Genomic DNA, 17,359 nt, shown 5'->3' on the forward strand with positions numbered 1-17,359 from the left:
GGCAAGCGGCTGGTTGGCGCCGTTTGCGTTCGAGGCCGCATACAGCGAGACGATCTACCTGGTCTCCCGCACCGAGCAGGCGCGGGACCGCCGCATCGCCGCGGTGCGACGCTGGATCACGGACGCGGTCGCGCGCGCGAGCTAAACCGTGGCGGGCGCCGGCTCGGCCAGGATGCACCGTGCCAAACGGCCGGGCGCGACCTGCACGACCGGCGGCAAGCGCTCGCTGCAGCGCGGCTCGGCGAACTTGCAACGCGGTGCGAAGGAGCAACTGGACGGCGCGTGATCGAGCGAGGGCGGCGTGCCCGGAATGGTTTCCAGCCGCTGGCCGCGCATCGCGCCGTGAATGGTCGAGGCCAGCAAACCCTTTGCATAGGGATGCACCGGCGAGCGCACGATGTCGCGCAGGGCGCCCTGCTCCACGATCTGGCCGGCATACATCACCGCGACGCGATCGCAGATCTCGATCGCGACACCAATATCGTGGGTGACGAAGATGACCGACATGCCGAACTCGCGCTGCAGCTCGCGCAGCAGCAGCAGGATCTGGATCTGCACGGTGGCATCGAGCGCCGTGGTCGGCTCGTCCGCGAGCAGGATCTTCGGCTTGCAGGCTAGCGCCAGCGCGATCATCGCACGCTGGCGCATGCCGCCCGACATCTCGTGCGGATAGGAGTCCAGCCGCCGCTTCGCGGAGGGGATCCGCACCACCTCGAGCATTTCAAGCGCGCGGGCCGTGGCCTCGCGCTCGCTCTTGCCCTCGTGGCGCATCACCGTCTCCGCAATCTGGCGGCCGATGGTGTAGACCGGATCGAGCGCCAGCGCCGGCTCCTGGAAGATCATCGAGACGGTCTGGCCGCGGAATGCGGACAGCGCCTCGTCGTCCATCGCCAGCACCTGCTGGCCCAGCACCTTGACGCTGCCGGAGATCTGTGTGCGCTTCTTCGGCAACAGCCGCATCAACGCGCGCAGCGTCACGCTCTTGCCCGAGCCGGACTCGCCGAGCAGCCCCAACACCTCGCCCTCGCCGAGCGACAGGCTGAGATCGTTCACGGCATGGACCGTGCGATCGCCGGTGAAGCGGATGTTGAGGTTGTTGATCTCGACGAGGTTGGTCATGCGAGCTTGGGCACCCTGGCGTGGAAATCGGTCGCGCGCTGGAAGGCGGCGCCGATCCGGAGCAGAACCGCTTCCTCGAAGGAGCGGCCGATCAGTTGCATGCCGACCGGCAGACCCGTCTTGGTGAAGCCGGAGGGAATCGAGAGCGACGGCAGGCCGAGATAGTTGACCGGGCGGGTGAAGCGCGTCAGCCGCTGCAGCACCGCGTCGGCGCCCGGACCATTGCCGACATCGCTCTCGGCAATCGTGGGCGCCGGCACCGGCGACGACGGCGCAATGACCGCATCGACCCCGTTGACCGCCGCGTTGTGCGCGGCGAGCGCGGGGCCGCGCCAGCGCATCGCCTCAAGATAGGTGACCGCCGGAATGGTCAGGCCGTTCTGCAGCCGCATCAAGACCTGCGCGCCGTAATCCTGCGGCCGCTCGATCATCCAGCGCTTGTGGAAGGCGGCAGCCTCGACCGCGAGCACCAGTTGCGATGCCGAGGAGAGCTGGCGCTGATCGGGCAACTCGACCTTGACGATCTCGGCGCCCTCTTTCTTCAAGGTGGCGATGGTCTCGTCGAGGATACGCGCCACCTCAGGGTCGAGGTCGTCGACATAGAACGACGTCGGGACGCCGATCTTCAGACCCTTCAGCGACTGCTTGGTCGCGGCCAAGTAGTCGGGCACCGGCTGCGTCGACGCTGTCAGGTCCTCCGGGTCCGCCCCAGCCATCAGGCCGAGCAGCAGCGCGCAGTCCTCCGCGGTCTGCGCCAGTGGGCCGACCGTATCGAGCGACTGCGACAGCGGCATCGCGCCGGCGCGGCTGACGCGGCCGACCGTCGTCTTCAGGCCGGTGACGCCGCAGAAATGCGCGGGCATGCGCACCGAACCGCCGGTGTCGGAGCCGAGCGCCCGCGAAGGTGAGCCGCGCGGCGACCGCCGAGCCCGAGCCCGACGACGAGCCGCCGGTGATGTGCTCGGTGTTCCAGGGATTGCGCACCGCGCCGTAATGCACGTTGTGGCCGGTCGGCCCATAGGCGAACTCGACCATCTGCAATGAGCCGAGGCGGACCTGTCCGGCATCCTTGAGCCGCTGCAGGGCGGTCGCAGTCGTCTTCGGCACGAAGTCGCGACGAATCAGCGAGCCGCAGGTCACGAACTTGCCGGCGTCGTAATACATGTCCTTGTGCGCCAGCGGCACGCCATGCAGCGCACCGCGACTATTGCCCTTGGCGAGCGCGGCATCGGCCTCGGTGGCGGCGGCCAGCGCCTGCTCGGATTCAACAGCCATATAGGCGTTGAGGCGCGGCTGCCATTCCGCAATGCGATGCAGCACGGCGCGCGTCACCTCATGCGAGGAAACTTTCTTGTCGGCAATCGCCTTGGCGACCGCGGTCAGCGTCATCAGGGCCGGTTCAGAGCTCATTTCGACACCTTCTCGATCTTCTGCGCGATCTGCGCCAGCAGGAAGCTCGCGGGTTCGAGATCGAAGGGCAGCGTGCCGGAGATCGGTGCGAAGCCGTCGAATGCCGGCCCGATCGAATTGGCGATCCGGGTAGCGACGTCGTCGTCGGCGGGCACGTCGGCGACGTGCGCGATCACCTTGACGTCCTTGGGAGTGGGTCTGGTCATGCCGCGTTTTCTCCTTTTGCTTTTGCCGGCGCGCGGCTGTGCCCCGAGCCGGGAATGGCCATGTAGCACGCCGCTTGATGGCCCATTGTATCGAGATCGCTGAGTTTTGGCGTGTCGTTTGCGCAGAGCGGCTCCGCAAACGGGCAACGGGTGTGAAACCGGCAGCCCGGCGGCGGATCGATCGGATTGGGCGGATCGCCCGAGATCGGCGGCACCTCGGTGCGCCTGTCGGGATCGGATGACGGCATCGCCGCCAGCAGCGCGCGGGTATAGGGATGCGCCGGCGCGTCCCAGACCGCATCGACCGGCCCGAGTTCGACGACCTCGCCGAGATACATCACCAGCACGCGGTCGGAGATGTAGCGGACGACGTTGAGATCGTGGCTGATGAACAGGTACGTGAGGCCGAATTCGCGCTTGAGGTCGGCGAGTAGATTGAGCACCTGCGCCTCGACCGATTTGTCGAGCGCGGAAACCGCTTCATCGAGGATCACGAGCCGCGGCGACAGCGCGAGCGCGCGCGCGATATTGACGCGCTGGCGCTGACCACCCGACACCTCGTGCGGATAGCGGTTGGCAAAAATCTCCGGCCGCAGGCCGACCTTGCCGAGCAGCTCGCGCGCCAGCGTCCGCGCCGTGTCGTCGGCCATGCCGTGGACCTTTGGCCCGAAGGCGATCGATTCCTCGATGGTGAGGCGCGGGTTGAGCGAGGCGTAGCTATCCTGGAACACCATCTGCACGCCGCGCCGCAGATCGCGCAGCGAGAGCGACGGGCCGACCTGCCGGCCGTCATAGATGATATCGCCCGCATCGCGTGCCATCAGGTGCATCAACAGCCGCGCCGTGGTCGATTTGCCGCAGCCGGATTCGCCGACAATGCCGACGGTCTCACCCTTCATAACCGCGAAGGTGACGTCGTCGACGGCGCGCACGGTCTTGCGCGGACTGAACAGGCCGCCGCGCACCGGGAAGTGCTTGGTCAGTCCCTTGACCTGCAGCAGCGGCTGCGCGGCGCCGCCGAGGTCGGCGACCGGCTCCAGCATGTCGACGGAGAGATTGGCATCGCTCATGCTTTAATTCCTGATGTCCATGGCGCTGCGCATGCCGTCGCTGAGCAGGTTGAAGCAGATCGAGACCGCGAAGATCATCGCGCCCGGCAGCGCCGCGACCCATGGATTGACGTAGATCGCGGTGCGCAGCGTGTTCAGCATCAAGCCCCATTCCGGCTCCGGCGGCTTGGTGCCGAGCCCGAGGAACGAGAGACCGGCTGCAAGGATCATCGACACCGAGATCAGGCCGGTGGCATAGACGAAGATCGGGCCCAGCACATTGCCGAGCATGTGCACCCGCATGATGGTGAACGGACCCGCGCCGGACGCGCGCGCCGCCTCGACGAAATCCATGTTGCGGACGCCGGTGGTGACGCTTTCGGCGACGCGGGTGATCTGCGGCACGAACACGATGGTCAGCGACACGATCGAATTGGTGATGCCGGCGCCGAGCGCACCCGAGATCGCAATCGCCAGCAGCACCGACGGAAAGGCGTAGAACACGTCGACCGTGCGCATGATCGCGGTGTTGAGCTTGCCGCCGACATAACCGGCGACGAGGCCGAGCGAGGTGCCGATCACGAACGCGAAGATCACCGGCAGGATGCCGATGACCAGCGACAGCCGTCCGCCATAGATCAGCCGTGCCAGCATGTCGCGGCCGAGCTCGTCGGTGCCGAGCGGATAGCCCGGCGTGCCGATATGGCGGAGACGGCGGATCATCGAGCCCTGATAGGGATCGGCGAGATGCAGCCATGGTGCCAGCAGCGCCGAGGCAAAGATCAGCACCAGGATGATGGCGCAGGCCATGCTGACCTTGTCGCGCCTGATGCGGCGGGCAACCGTCGCCCAATAGCCGCGCGCTTTGCTCGCGGGAGCGGCCTGTAATGCAGTATCTGACATCGCACTCATGGTTAGCTCCGCTTGATGCGCGGATCGATCGCGGCCTGCGCGATGTCGACCAGGAGATTGAGCAGCACAAAGAACAGCGCCAGCACCAGGATCGTGCCCTGCAGTAACGGCAGATCGCGCTGGAAGATCGCCGAGTTCAGGAGCAGACCTGACCCCGGCCAGGAGAACACGGTCTCGATCAGGATCGAGCCGCCCAGCATATAGCCGAGCTGCAGCCCCATCACCGCGAGCGCGGTCGGCGCCGCATTCTTGACGACGTGGCGGAACACCTCGGTCTCGCGCAGGCCCTTGGCGCGCAGCGCCTCGACAAAGTCCTGGCTCAAGATGTCGCCGGTCAGCGCGCGCACCGTGCGGGTGACGATACCCATCGGGATCACCGAGGTAGTGATCGCCGGCAGCACCAGATAGCGCAGATGCTCCCAGTCCCACGCCCAGGCGCCGGAGCCGCCGGGACCTGCGCCGACCGCGGGCAGCCAGTTGAGCTGCACCGAGAAGATGATGACCAGCACCATGCCGAGCCAATAATGCGGCAGCGACACGCCGGCGATGGCGAAGGAGGTCGCGACCTTGTCGACCCAGGTGTCGCGGAAATAGCCGGCGATCAGGCCGAACAGCAGGCCGAGCGTAAAGCCGATCATCGCGGCCGCGATCGCCAGCATCACGGTGTTGCCGACGGCGCGCATCACCTCGGTCAGGACGGGCCGCCCGGTCGCGATCGAATTGCCGAGATCGCCATGGATCGCGCGCCACAGCCACAGGCCGAATTGCACCGGCAACGGGCGATCGAAGCCGTAGGCCGTGCGCAACTGCGCGGCAAGCTCCTGCGAGGCATCGGCCGGCAGCACTGCGACCAGCGGGTCGCCAGGCGTGATGTGCACCAGGAGGAAGCACACCAGCGCCACGCTGAGCACGATCGGAATGACGTAGACGATCCGTCTGGACGTATAGGCGAACACGTTGCGTTCTTTCTTCCTTCTCCGTTGTGGGAGAAGGTGGCGCGCGGAGCGCGCCGGATGAGGGTTTCTATCCGCGGATACAATCATTTCATCTCAGAGAGGCGTGTCCGCGGAGACAACCCCTCACCCGGCTTCGCTCTCGCGAAGCCACCCTCTCCCACAAGGGGAGAGGGTGCACCCATTGCGCGACTAGCGCCTCACGGCGCGACCGTGACCGGCGAGAAGTCGACGAACCAGCTTTTCGGCTGCACAAAGCCCTTGATCTTCGGGCTCATCGCGCGCGGTGCGACGTCGTGGGCGACATAAAGGAAGGCCGCGTCGTCGACCGAGGCCGCATGCAGCTCGGCGAGCGCGGCATCGCGCGCCGCCGGCTCGAAGGTCTGGCGGGCCTTCTTCACCAGCTCGTCGAACTTCGGGTTGTTGTTGAAACCCCAATTGTTCGACACCGGCGGCGCCATGCCCGACTGCAGGAAACGCACCAGCGCGAAGAACGGATCCATCGCCGCATAGGTGACGTTGATGGCGTTCGAGCCGTTGGCGGTCGGATCCTTGGTGCCGCGCCGCCAGTTGGTGAACAGCGTATTCCACTCGATGACGTCGAGCTGCACATCGAAGTAGCACTCGGCCAACGCCTGTTGCAGATACTCGTTCATCGGCAGCGGCAGCATCTGGCCGGAGCCCGACGCCGAGGTCTGGATCTTGACCGTCAGCTTCTTGTTCGGGCCGAAGCCCGCCTCCTGCATCAGCTTCTGCGCGGCCGGCTTGTCGTATTTGATCTGGAAGGTCGGGCTGCCGCGCCAGGGGTGGCCGGGCTCGAACGTGCCGGTCGCCGGCACCATCAGGCCGGCAAGCAGGCCGTCACGCAGCCCTTCGCGATCGACGCAGAGATTGGCAGCCTTGCGGACTCGGATGTCGTTCCACGGCGAACCCTCGACGCGCGAGAACTGCCACGGCCAGACATGCGGCTCCTCGTTGGAATAGAGGTTGAAACCCCGCTGCTTGATCTCGGGCAGCGCGTCCGGCGCCGGCGCCTCGATCCAGTTGACCTGCCCCGACAGCAGCGCCGCGGTGCGGGCATTGGCCTCCGGCATCGGCAGCAGCACCATCTTGTCGACCTTCGGCACCCGTGCCTTGTCCCAGTAGCTCTCGTTCTTCACCAGCTCAAGCCGCTCGCGCGGGGTGAAGCTCGACATCTTCCAGGGCCCGGTGCCCGACGCGTCCTTGGCGAACGCGGCCCATGCGGCCTGCGACTTCGCCTTGGCGTCGGCGCCTTCGGCCTTGTCGTAGAATTTCTGCCACTTGGCCGGACTCGCCATGAACAGATTGGTGAGATTGATCGGCAGGAAGCTGTCCGGCTCCTTGGTGGTCAGCTCCACCGTCATGTCGTCGATCTTGCGCGCGGAGACCAGCGTCGGCATGCGCGAGGCGGTGACGCCGACCTGGCTCGCATCGTATTGCGGCGCGTCCTGCTTCAAGACCTTGTCGACATTCCAGACCACGGCGTCGGCATTGAACGGCGAGCCGTCGTGAAAGGTGACGCCGGGGCGCAGCTTGAAAATCCACTTCGTCTTGTCGGCATCGTCGACCTTCCACTCGGTCGCGAGGCCGGGGATCATCGCGCTTGCCTTGTCCGACGAGGACAGGTCCCACATCGTCAGCGCGTCATACATCGTCAGCCCGGTGAAGCGATTGCCCTCAAACCCCTGGTCGGGCTGACCGAGCGTGCGCGGAATATCGGCAGCAGTCATGCCAATGCGCAGCACGGTCTCGGCGCTGGCGATCGCCGGCACGCCAGTGGCTATCGCAAGCGCCAGCATGATCGCCGTCGCATTGGTTTTCCTGTTACGCATCTGAGCAGCCCCTTCGAGTCTGGTGACGTTTTGGTGATTATTTCTTGGGCAAGCGTATGCAATGCCTGTGCCAAGGGGAATAGTTCATCAGCAAATAACCGCCGGGCGCGTCATTTCTTCCCACCTCGCGCACGAACGGAGCGAAGATGCCTATTCTGGCATCATGCTTGCAGGATTTGGCTCCGACATCTTTCCAACGGAGCCTTCATATGCGTGCGCGCAATTTGATCCTGATGGCAGCAATGGCGCTTGCCCTGACCGCGGGCTGGCCGGGGAAATCCGCGCAAGCAGAGTCCATTGTGCGCTACGGCATCTCGATGGCCGACATCCCGCTGACGACCGGCCAGCCCGATCGCGGCGCCGGCGCCTATCAGTTCACCGCCTACACGATTTACGATCCGCTGGTGGCCTGGGAGATGGACGTTGCCGACCGGCCGGGCAAACTGGTGCCGGGGCTTGCGACCGAATGGAAGGTCGACGACAACGACAGGACCAAATGGCGCTTCGCGCTGCGCAAGGGCGTCAAGTTCCACGACGGCAGCGACTTCAATGCCGACGCGGTGATCTGGAATCTCGACAAGGTGCTGAACGACAAGGCGCCGCAATTCGACAAGCGGCAGAGCGCGCAGGTCAAGACCCGCCTGCCCTCGGTCGCGAGCTACGCCAAGGTCGACGATTTCACCATCGAGATCACCACCAAGACCGTCGACTCCTTCTTCCCCTATCAGATGCTCTGGTTCCTGGTCTCGAGCCCCGCGCAATATGAAAAGCTCGGCAAGGACTGGGACAAATTCGCCAGTCAGCCCTCCGGCACCGGTCCGTTCAAGCTGACCAAGCTGGTGCCGCGCGAGCTCGCCGAACTGACGAAGAACCCGGACTATTGGGACAAGAAGCGGCTTGCGAAGGTCGACAAGATGATCCTGATTCCGATGCCGGAAGCGCTGACCCGCACCAACGCGCTGCTGGCCGGCCAGGTCGACCTGATCGAAACGCCGGCGCCCGACGCCGTGCCGCAGCTCAAGGCCGCCGGCATGAGGATCGTCGACAACGTGACACCGCATGTCTGGAACTATCACTTGAGCGTGCTGCCGGGCTCGCCATGGACCGACATCCGCCTGCGCAAGGCGCTCACCCTCGCGATCGACCGCGACGCGGTGGTTGGCCTGATGAACGGCCTCGCCAAGCCCGCCAAGGGCCAGGTCGACCCGTCGAGCCCGTGGTTCGGCAAGCCGACGTTCGAACTGAAATACGACCTCGCGGCCGCGAAGAAGCTGGTGGAGGAAGCCGGCTATTCGAAGGACAAGCCGTTGAAGGCGACTTTCATCATCGCCCAGGGCGGTACCGGGCAGATGCTGTCGCTGCCGATGAACGAATTCCTGCAGCAGAGCTTCAAGGAGATCGGCATCGACATCGACTTCAAGGTGGTCGAGCTCGAGACATTATATACGCACTGGCGCAAGGGCGCGGCGGACGAGATGAACGCCGGCATCACCGCCAACAACATCGCCTACGTCACGTCGGATCCGCTCTATGCCATCGTGCGGTTCTTCCATTCCGGCCAAGTGGCGCCCGTCGGCGTCAACTGGGGCGGCTACAAGAACCCGAAGGTCGATGCGCTGATCGACGAGGCCAAGCAGACCTTCGATACCGCCAAGCAGGATGAACTGCTGGCGCAGGCCCATGCGCTGATCGTCGACGACGCCGCGCTGGTGTGGGTGGTGCACGATACCAATCCGCACGCGCTGTCGCCGAAGGTGAAGACCTTCGTGCAGGCGCAGCACTGGTTCCAGGATCTGACCCAGATCGGGCTGGAGTAAGTTGCTGGTCGTCGCCGGGTAAACCCCTCCGCCGTCGTCCCGGCGAAAGCCGGGACCCATGACCACGAAGGGGTGTTGTTGGAAAGCCGTCTGGCCGCTTGCCCATTGCGCGGGCCGCGGCGTATGGGTCCCGGCCTTCACCGGGACGACAGCGGGTTTGCGTCGCCTATTTCGTCGTCAACGCAAACGCGCCGTCCCAGTCTTGCGGCGGCGGCTCTTTCTGGAACGCGCGAATGCGCGCCTCATAGAGGCGGTAGAGATATTGCAGCGTCTGCGCCTCGTCGGTCTTGCGGCCGCGTTCGATCGCGGCGAGCGCGCCGTCCCAATCGCGGCCGCGGTAGCAGGCGAGCATCTCGATGGTCAGGTTGCGCAGCCGCTGGAAGCGGCCGGAGTTCGCGACATCCTCGCGGCCGGCAATCGCATAGATCACCTCGGGCTCCCTCTTGCCCTTGACCATGATGAAGTCGAGCTCGAGGATCGCGAACTTCTCCTTCACCGCGAGCGCGGTCTTCGATCCCACAATGATCGGGAAGCCGTACTCCTTGGACTGCCCCTCGAGCCGCGAGGCCAGATTGACGCTGTCGCCGAACACCGAATAGTCGAAGCGCACATCGGAGCCCATATTGCCGACCACGCAGGAGCCGGTGTTGAGACCGACACCGATGTTGAGCGGCACATAGACGTGGCCACCGTCCTTCGCCTCCTGCTCGCGCTCACGGTTGAGGTCGTCGACGCGCTCCAGCATGTCGAGCGCCGCATCGCAGGCGTTGAGCTGGTGCTGCTTGTCGTCAAGCGGCGCGTTCCAGAACGCCATGATGGCGTCGCCCATATATTTGTCGATGGTGCCCTTGCGGGCGAGGATCGCGTTGGAAAGCGGAGTAAGGAAGCGGTTCATCAGCGCCGTGAGGCCCTGCGGATTGCTCTTGTAGGTTTCCGAGATCGAGGTGAAACCGCGCATGTCCGAGAACATGATGGTCATCTCGCGTTCCTCGCCGCCGAGCACCAGCCGCTCCGGCGACTGCGCCAGCTGCTCGACCAGCGCGGGCGACATGTACTGCACGAATTGCGACCTGATCTGTCGGCGCTGCTGCTGCTCGCGCACGAAGGCGGAGAAGATCAGCGTGAGATAGATCGCCGTGGTCGACATCAGCGGATAGGTGAAGTCGATCAGCAGCCGGTGCTGGGAATAGAAATACCAGGACGTGCCGATCAGCACGGAGGCGAACATCCCGCCGACGGCGACCAGCGTGATCGGACCGAACTTCGGCGCGAAGGCGATGACAAGGAGCCCCATGATCAGCGCGGCGAAGAACTCGATGCCGATGCCGTAGTTCGGCTGCGAAACGACGTCGCCGGTCAGCGCGCTCTCCAGCACCTGGGCGTGGACCTCGACACCGGGCATCGCCGGCGTCACCGGCGTCGTCTTGATGTCGTTCAGCCCGATCGCCGAGGTGCCGATCACGATCAGCTTGCCGGCAATTCGGTCCGGTGAGACGCGCCCGTCCAGCACATCGACGGCCGAGACATAGATCGAGGGATCGCGGCGGGCGTAGTGGATCCAGAGTTGGCCGTGGAGATCGGTCGGGATCGCAAAGCCCTTGAGACCCAGGCTCTTGATACCGGCCTTGTCGGCCTTGATCAGGATCGTGCCCGAGCCGCTCGCCACCCGCAGCATCTCGAAGCTCAGCGACGGCATGGTGATGCCCTGCGCCACCATGATCATCGGCACGCGCCTGACGATCCCGTCGCGCTCCGGCCTGATCGTGAACAGGCCGCGCCCGGCAGCCGCCTCCTCGAGCACCGGCACGTTGCGCAGCAACCCCGGGAACATGAACATGAAAGGCTGCGGCTCCTCGCCGAGCATCGCAAGTCCGGTGACCGGAAGCTTTTCGTTGAGGTCGGCGCGCACGTTGGGCCCGCCCGATTCGCCGAGCACCACGCGCGAGTTCTTGATGGCTTCGGCCATGATGCTGTCGTTGCTCGGCAGCTGCCGCAGTCTCGCGCGCATCTCCTCATCGAGGCTGCTGAAGGTATCGGCGGCGATATCGGGGTTGAGACGGTCCGGCTCGGAGAACACCGCGTCGAACGCGATCACCACGGCGCCGAGCCGGGTGAGATTGGTGACGATGTCGGCGAGCCGCGTCCGTGGCCACGGCCACTGTCCGAGCCGGGGATCGGCGAGGCTCTTCTCGTCGATGTCGACGATGGTGACAGGCCGCGCGGTCTTTTGGCGCGGTTGCAGCGCCTGGAATGTGTCAAACGTCCTGACGCGAAGCTCCTGGACCGGAGCCGGATCCACGATCCGCAGCGCGGCAATGCCGATCAACAGCGCCACGCAGACCAGCCGCGCATAGCCGAAGCGCCGTGCGAACCACCTGCGTATCGCCTTCAGCCGTTTCATGCCATCTGGATATCACGCGCGCGGAATTGTTCCAATCGAGCAAGCATGCGCAGTGCACAATCAGCCGGGCCAGACCCGCGGCGGCACGGCCGCGCGTCCGTCACGTAAAATGAATGATGAAGTCGTTCTGGGACAGGCTCGCCTTGGCGACATTGTGCAATGTGATCGTGTCTGCGCCGTCGACCGTGATCAGCGTATCCGCCGAGTTCGTCGGCGATGTCGCAACATGCTGATCGAACCAGGTACTAAAGGTGCTTGCCGAGACGACCGTGGACAGGTCGATCTGGTCCTGGCCTGGCGTGAAGTTCAGGATCGTGTCGTGGTTAAAGTTCGGCGCAAACACGAACTTGTCCTGGTAGTCCGACCCAAAGAATATGTCCTTGTCGCCGGTCCCGGTCAGCATCACGGGCTCTGGCCGATCCTGTTGGACGTTGAAGATCAGATTGACCTTGTCGGTCGCGCCGTACCCGTCGGCCACTGTGAGCGTGACCATATCGGTGGAGGGCGCGAATTCGCCCGGATCATAGGTAAGGCCCGCTGAGAGCGTGGCATTGATACCGGCCAGGTCGCCCGCGTGGGACGAGGGAGCGACGGTACTGCTGCTCTTGCCATCAGTCGCCGCTGTCAGGTTGAAAATCTCATCGGCGCCTGCATCGGCATCCGTCGCCGTCAGGCCAGTAATCGTGTCGGTCCCGTCGGAATTGTGCAGCACGCCGATGTTATCGGTCTGGATCACGGGCGCGTCGTCGCCATTGACCGTCACCGTCAGATGCCCGACAGTTCCGAGCGCGCCGTCAAAGGCCGTATAGGTGAACTGGTCCACCGCGCTGGTGCCGTGAGGCAGGGCAGCGATCGCCGTAATCTGCGCGGCCGTGACCCCGAGCGTGTAGGTATAAGCGCCGGTCACCGGATCGACGACCAGCTCGCCATAAAGGCCATCGACCATGAACTGATGGTCCACCGCCGCATCGTGCCCGACGCCGGCAATCGAGAGCGTATCGTGTTCGGCATCGCTGTCGTTGCTGAGCAGGTTGCCGGTGACGCTGCCGGTGCTCCCGAAAGTGGTGGCCACGTCGTCCGTCGTCACGGGCGCATCGTTTGCCCCTACAACGTCGATTGTCAGTTGTGCTGCGCCGACGGCGCCATGCGCATCGATGGTCTCGATATCGAAGGTGTCGGCATAGGTGCCTTCGGCGAGCGCATTTATCGCGATCGCGTCCGGAACATAGGTGTAGGTACCGTCGGCATGGACGGTGAGCGAGCCGTACAGGCCCTTGATCGCGACGTCCAGGGTCGGGACGTCATTGTTCACGGCCGCATAGGTCAGCGTCGCGGTCTCGCCGTGATCGACATCGTTGCCATGCAGCGTGCCAGTGAGCGGGCCGAAGCTGTCGTCGGCCGCGGTATCGGTGAGCGTACCAGCATTGACGTTGGCGAGCGTCGGCGCGTCGTTGGACCCGATGATCCTGATCGTCACCGGCTGGGTCGAGGACACGTGGTTGTTGTCGGTGACCGTGATGTCGTAGGTGACCGTCAGCGTCTCGCCCAGAGCGAGGAAATCGAAGCTTGCATCGACAGCGCTATAATTGAAGTCCACCGCGCCATGACCGCTGCCTGTGCTGTCGCTGAGCGTCAGGGTAAGGTGGCTCGCCGCCGTCAACGCGTCCCGCTGATCCGCGGTCAAGGTCAGCTGCTGGCTAGCATCCGACCAGCTGAAGCTTGGTGCGGAATAGCTGACCGTATGGCGATCACTCAGATCGACATCGGTGAAGGCCAACGAACCAACTGCGTTGTCAGAATCAGCGGTGTCACCGGTCGTCTCAGGAAGCTCGGTGATCTCGTGCACGCCGGCTTTGCTGGAGACGTCGGCCGCGACCACTGGCGCGTCGTTGGTGCCCGTGATGGTGATGGTGACGGGCTGGGTGACGACACCGCCGTGATGGTCGTCGACCTGGATCAGATAGGTCAAGGTCAGCTTCTCGCCGGCCGCGAGATAGTCGAAACTCTCGTCGGCGGCCGAGAAGGTCCAGGCGCGCGATCCGGTTACGCCGCCGGTCGAATCCGTCAGCGTGCCGAGCGACATCCAGCCCAGTATCGTCGCCTGATCGGGAAGCCCTGTGATAACGCCCGTTTCGGTGACGCCGGCCACGGTGACGCTGTGGGTGTCGCTGAGATCGACATCGACGAAGGTCACGGTACCGGATGCGGTATCCGGCACGACCGAACCGGTCGTCTCCTCGGCTTCAGTGATGGCGGCCGCCTGGGTCGGCGAGGTGATCACCGGCCTGTCGTCGGTGCCGACGATCGTGATGGTGACCGGCAGCGTGACGACGCCGCCCTGATGGTCGTCGATCTGGATCGTGTAGGTCAGCGTCAGCGTCTCGCCGGTGGCGAGATAGTCGAAGCTTCTGTCGGCAGACGAGAACGTCCAGGAGCGCGATCCCGTCACGCCATCGGTCGAATCGGTCGGCGCGCCCAGCGACAGCCAGCTCAGCACGGTGGCATGGCTGGCAAGTCCGCTGGTGACGCCGGTCGCGGTGACGCCGGTGATGGTGACCGTATGCGTGTCGGTCAGATCCGCATCGGCAAATGTCAGCGTGCCATGCGCAGTATCAGGCTGGGTGGAATTCGTCGTTGCGGCGAGTTCGGTGATCGAACCGGCCTGCGCCGAGGACGTCACCACCGGCGTGTCGTTGGTGCCGGTGATCGTGATGGTGAAGGTCTTGAACGTGGTCTCGTTGTTCGGCGCGAAATTGTTATCCACGCGCGCGACATAGGTCAGCGTCAGCGTTTCGCCGGCGGCCAGGAAGTCGAACGCGCTGTCGGCAAGGTTGTAGGTCCAGGTCGCCGAACCGGCATTCTTGTTGTTCGGATTGGGCTCGAGCAGCAACGGGATCTCGACGGCCTTGATGGCCGCAAGCTGCGCCGCCGTCAGCGATGAGGTGACGTCGCTGCCGTTGGCGTCCCGGTAGCTGAGCGCGGAATAGTCGACCTTCGCACTCGGCGTGTCACCGACATTGAGGTCCAGCCATTTGATCTGGCCCGTCGCGGTGTCGAACAGCCCGCTCTGGGTCAGCCCCGACCGCTCGGTAAACACCGCGTCCTGGGTCACGACTTGCGGCGGCCCCGGGATGTGATCGAGCCTGCTGTTGGGAGCGCCGCCGGCCTGAGGTCCGGTCGTGTTGACGAAGGTCAGCAGAATGATGATCGGCGCGCCACTGTCGCTGCTGGTGAGCTTGAAGCTGGTCGACACCGGCACGACGCTGTCCGTGAAGTTCGTCGTGAGCTTGGTGTTAGGATTGTTGTTGTCGGTGAACTTCAGCGCGAACACGTCGGAGATGAGCTTCTGCGCATCGGTCGACAGTTGCGCCGACGAGACGAAGCTGACGCTGCCCTGGCCGTTGACGATGGTCTGGGTGCCGGCCTGATCGACGGTCGCGATCGGATTGAGCGTCGTCTTGTCGAACAGGATGTAGGAGCCGGTGGTGCCGTCGGGCTCGACCAGCACCTGGAATTTGGCCGGCGGCACGCCGCCGGTGCCCTGCACGTCGAAATCGATTTCGACCAGCACCGCGGTACCGCGGATGCCCATGGTCGCGACCGGCGTATCGACCTTCATGTCGCCGTGCTTGGCGGTCGCGCCGGCCACGAAGGAGATCGTGCCCGAGACCAGACTCATCAGCGACGAATTGCTCGACCCGTTCGGGTCGTAGATCATTTCGTTCAGCACCATCTTGGCGTTCGGTCCGAGACCGAACACGGTGCCGTCGATGAAGGTGATGCCGAGCGTCGAGTCGCCGCCGGATTGCACAACGTCACCCTTGTTGACGTTGTCGCCCTGGTTCAGGACGATCGCGACGCCATTGCGGATGGCAGTGGCGTTCCCGGTCAGCTTGGTGACATGGCCGATGACCTTGGCCGGCTCCGCCGCGCCGCCGGCCTGGGCATATTGGGTATAGCCGGTGAGTGCGTTGACAAGATCGCCGGTGAGATGCGCGCCGTCAGGCGACGCCAGCGGCGCGCGCTTTTCGCCCTTGAAGTAGTCGTGCAGGACGAGTTCCCGATCGTCCTTCGCGATGACGAGATCGAGCCCGGTCCGCTTGAAGTCGCCGGTGAACAGCAATTGCCCGTCGTCGACGACGATCGCGCCGGGCGGAGCAAGCGTGGAGACACTGTCGACGTGCACGTATCCACGGGCATAAGCGTCCGTGTTCGGCAACAGGCCGTCGAATTTCTCGACAAAGTTCACTGCGGATCACCGCACGAGAGTTAATATTGTTAAAATATCCGAATGATTATGCCTGCATATCATCGGATAAAGCTTGGCGAAACCACTCTGTGCTTGCGCAAGGTGGTCCTGAAGTGCGGTTTGACTGGATGTGACTTGGCTCACGCTGTGAAGAGCCGTGTAATTGCGATTCGATTGACGGTACCATAAGGTGGGATTTAAGCCAAGATACGTACTGAGCCACGTATTCGTGGTATTGATTGGCATTTCTGTACTTGCCTCTATTTCCCCTTAGCCCAGAGCGGGCATTTGACCCCAATTTCCCGGCCAAAGCTGTGACTTAGCTTACAAATCACAGCGGTCCCGTGCGCGGACCGGCGGGTTAACCAGAAGGCAAGGATGAGTTGCAAAGCAGTGGAAAAAGGTTCGCCGCTTCCTTTCACAAACCGGTAAAGTTTTCGGGACCCCAAGCAGGCGCCCTTTAGCCTCTTCCCCTGATTCCCCACATCTTAAGTCGATTCGAAGGGATCGTTCGCCATGCTGCCCGGCATGAAACGATCCGGTCGCGTGCGCGGTGCAATATCCACCCGCCGATGAGCGGACAGGGGGTGTCAGATGAGATTCTCGCTTCGCCCGCTTGCGCTGCGCGCCGTGATGCTGGGTTTTGGCCTGGCGCTGGCCGCGCCGGTTGCCGAGCTCAATGCCGCTTCGCTGCTCTCGCCCGGTCCGGCGACGCTGATCAGAAAGTCGACCGAGCCGTTCGGCCTGACGACCAGTCTGCTTGCCGACGGCGGCCTGTACGACAAATGGCTCGGCGTGCAGCGCCAGCTCGCCGACGAATTGGAGCAATTGGCAGCCTGCGAGAGCGACCGCGCCGGCTGTGCGTCGCCGGCGGCGCTGCGATTCCTGGCGATCGTCGATGCCGGACGGGCGCGTCAGGGTCGCGCCCGGCTCGGCGAGATCAACCGCGCGATCAACCTTGCGATCCGTCCGGGCAGCGATCTTGCGGCCTATGGCGAGCCCGACGTCTGGACGACGCCGCTCGCCACATTCGCCCGCGGCAGCGGCGATTGCGAGGACTATGCGATCGCGAAATTGGTGGCGCTGCGCAAGGCCGGCGTGGCGCCGGAAGATTTGCGGATCGTCGTCCTGCATGACCTCGTCGGCGGCGAGGACCATGCGGTGGTCGCGGCGCGGCTCGACGGCCGCTGGCTGACGCTCGACAACCGCCGCATGGCGATGATCGAGGACGCCGACATCAGGAGTTTTCGGCCGACCTTTGTGATCGACCAGCATGGAGTCAGCCGCTATGTCGATGCCCGCTCGTCGCTGAGGCCGCGTGGCGGCCGGCGGCGCGGTAACTGACTGCGTCATTCCGGGGCGATGCGAAGCATCGAACCCCAATTCGCAA

The 17,359-nt window shown here is 64.4% G+C and carries 11 protein-coding genes and 1 pseudogene; 3 read left to right on the forward strand and 9 right to left on the reverse strand.

Translation table 11 applies throughout. The features are described 5' to 3' along the window. The first annotated feature begins 13 nt into the window (after nucleotides 1–13). On the forward strand, nucleotides 14–145 hold the full coding sequence (locus ACVWYP_RS02295; protein WP_456684317.1) for a hypothetical protein: 132 nt from the start codon (nucleotides 14–16) through the stop codon (nucleotides 143–145). On the opposite strand, the gene ACVWYP_RS02300 is transcribed toward ACVWYP_RS02295, so the two are convergent. The 7 genes and pseudogenes from ACVWYP_RS02300 to ACVWYP_RS02330 all read right to left on the reverse strand — a co-directional run bounded on the left by ACVWYP_RS02300 (nucleotide 142) and on the right by ACVWYP_RS02330 (nucleotide 7,502). After that, entirely contained in the window at nucleotides 142–1,119 is a 978-nt protein-coding gene (locus ACVWYP_RS02300; protein ID WP_304497581.1) for an ABC transporter ATP-binding protein, read from the reverse strand. The two genes, ACVWYP_RS02295 and ACVWYP_RS02300, sit on opposite strands and share 4 nt — an antisense overlap. Further along, nucleotides 1,116–2,529, reverse strand: a pseudogene (locus ACVWYP_RS02305) (amidase). Before ACVWYP_RS02305 ends, ACVWYP_RS02300 begins: the two are co-directional and overlap by 4 nt. Then, entirely contained in the window at nucleotides 2,526–2,735 is a 210-nt protein-coding gene (locus tag ACVWYP_RS02310; protein WP_028339145.1) for a hypothetical protein, read from the reverse strand. The pseudogene ACVWYP_RS02305 and the gene ACVWYP_RS02310 overlap by 4 nt, the downstream one beginning before the upstream one ends. After that, a complete protein-coding gene (locus ACVWYP_RS02315) occupies nucleotides 2,732–3,805 on the reverse strand; it encodes an ABC transporter ATP-binding protein (protein WP_304497583.1) in 1,074 nt (357 codons plus the stop codon). Before ACVWYP_RS02315 ends, ACVWYP_RS02310 begins: the two co-directional genes overlap by 4 nt. Nucleotides 3,806–3,808: 3 nt before the next feature. After that, nucleotides 3,809–4,696, reverse strand: coding sequence for an ABC transporter permease (locus ACVWYP_RS02320; protein ID WP_193375416.1), 888 nt, complete (start codon nucleotides 4,694–4,696; stop codon nucleotides 3,809–3,811). Between the two features lie 2 nt (nucleotides 4,697–4,698). Further along, the gene (locus tag ACVWYP_RS02325) at nucleotides 4,699–5,652 is read right to left on the reverse strand and encodes an ABC transporter permease (RefSeq protein ID WP_038384809.1); all 954 of its coding nucleotides are present in this window, start codon (nucleotides 5,650–5,652) and stop codon (nucleotides 4,699–4,701) included. Between the two features lie 197 nt (nucleotides 5,653–5,849). Next, nucleotides 5,850–7,502 carry an ABC transporter substrate-binding protein gene (locus ACVWYP_RS02330; RefSeq protein WP_439711125.1) on the reverse strand — a complete coding sequence of 551 codons (1,653 nt, stop codon included), beginning with the start codon at nucleotides 7,500–7,502 and terminating at the stop codon, nucleotides 5,850–5,852. Between the two features lie 209 nt (nucleotides 7,503–7,711). Between ACVWYP_RS02330 and ACVWYP_RS02335 the strand changes: the two genes are divergently transcribed. Continuing rightward, the gene (locus ACVWYP_RS02335) at nucleotides 7,712–9,319 is read left to right on the forward strand and encodes an ABC transporter substrate-binding protein (protein ID WP_304497584.1); all 1,608 of its coding nucleotides are present in this window, start codon (nucleotides 7,712–7,714) and stop codon (nucleotides 9,317–9,319) included. Between the two features lie 166 nt (nucleotides 9,320–9,485). On the opposite strand, the gene ACVWYP_RS02340 is transcribed toward ACVWYP_RS02335, so the two are convergent. Beyond that, nucleotides 9,486–11,720, reverse strand: a complete 2,235-nt coding sequence (locus tag ACVWYP_RS02340) for a CHASE2 domain-containing protein (RefSeq protein WP_304497585.1) — start codon at nucleotides 11,718–11,720, stop codon at nucleotides 9,486–9,488. Between the two features lie 100 nt (nucleotides 11,721–11,820). Then, nucleotides 11,821–15,969 carry a VCBS domain-containing protein gene (locus ACVWYP_RS02345; protein ID WP_304497586.1) on the reverse strand — a complete coding sequence of 1,383 codons (4,149 nt, stop codon included), beginning with the start codon at nucleotides 15,967–15,969 and terminating at the stop codon, nucleotides 11,821–11,823. 594 nt (nucleotides 15,970–16,563) lie between these two features. Between ACVWYP_RS02345 and ACVWYP_RS02350 the strand changes: the two genes are divergently transcribed. Then, a complete protein-coding gene (locus tag ACVWYP_RS02350; protein WP_304497587.1) occupies nucleotides 16,564–17,313 on the forward strand; it encodes a transglutaminase-like cysteine peptidase in 750 nt (249 codons plus the stop codon). Nucleotides 17,314–17,359: the final 46 nt, after the last annotated feature.

It is taken from the genome of Bradyrhizobium sp. USDA 3262, from assembly GCF_054060035.1.

Bases quoted from the DNA above. Each gene is read 5' to 3' on its own strand.
- ACVWYP_RS02310 (WP_028339145.1), bottom strand. From the start codon at position 2,735: ATGACCAGACCCACTCCCAAGGACGTCAAGGTGATCGCGCACGTCGCC.
- ACVWYP_RS02330 (WP_439711125.1), bottom strand. From the start codon at position 7,502: ATGCGTAACAGGAAAACCAATGCGACGGCGATCATGCTGGCGCTTGCG.
- ACVWYP_RS02315 (WP_304497583.1), bottom strand. From the start codon at position 3,805: ATGAGCGATGCCAATCTCTCCGTCGACATGCTGGAGCCGGTCGCCGAC.
- ACVWYP_RS02335 (WP_304497584.1), top strand. From the start codon at position 7,712: ATGCGTGCGCGCAATTTGATCCTGATGGCAGCAATGGCGCTTGCCCTG.
- ACVWYP_RS02340 (WP_304497585.1), bottom strand. From the start codon at position 11,720: ATGAAACGGCTGAAGGCGATACGCAGGTGGTTCGCACGGCGCTTCGGC.
- ACVWYP_RS02320 (WP_193375416.1), bottom strand. From the start codon at position 4,696: ATGAGTGCGATGTCAGATACTGCATTACAGGCCGCTCCCGCGAGCAAA.
- ACVWYP_RS02300 (WP_304497581.1), bottom strand. From the start codon at position 1,119: ATGACCAACCTCGTCGAGATCAACAACCTCAACATCCGCTTCACCGGC.
- ACVWYP_RS02350 (WP_304497587.1), top strand. From the start codon at position 16,564: ATGAGATTCTCGCTTCGCCCGCTTGCGCTGCGCGCCGTGATGCTGGGT.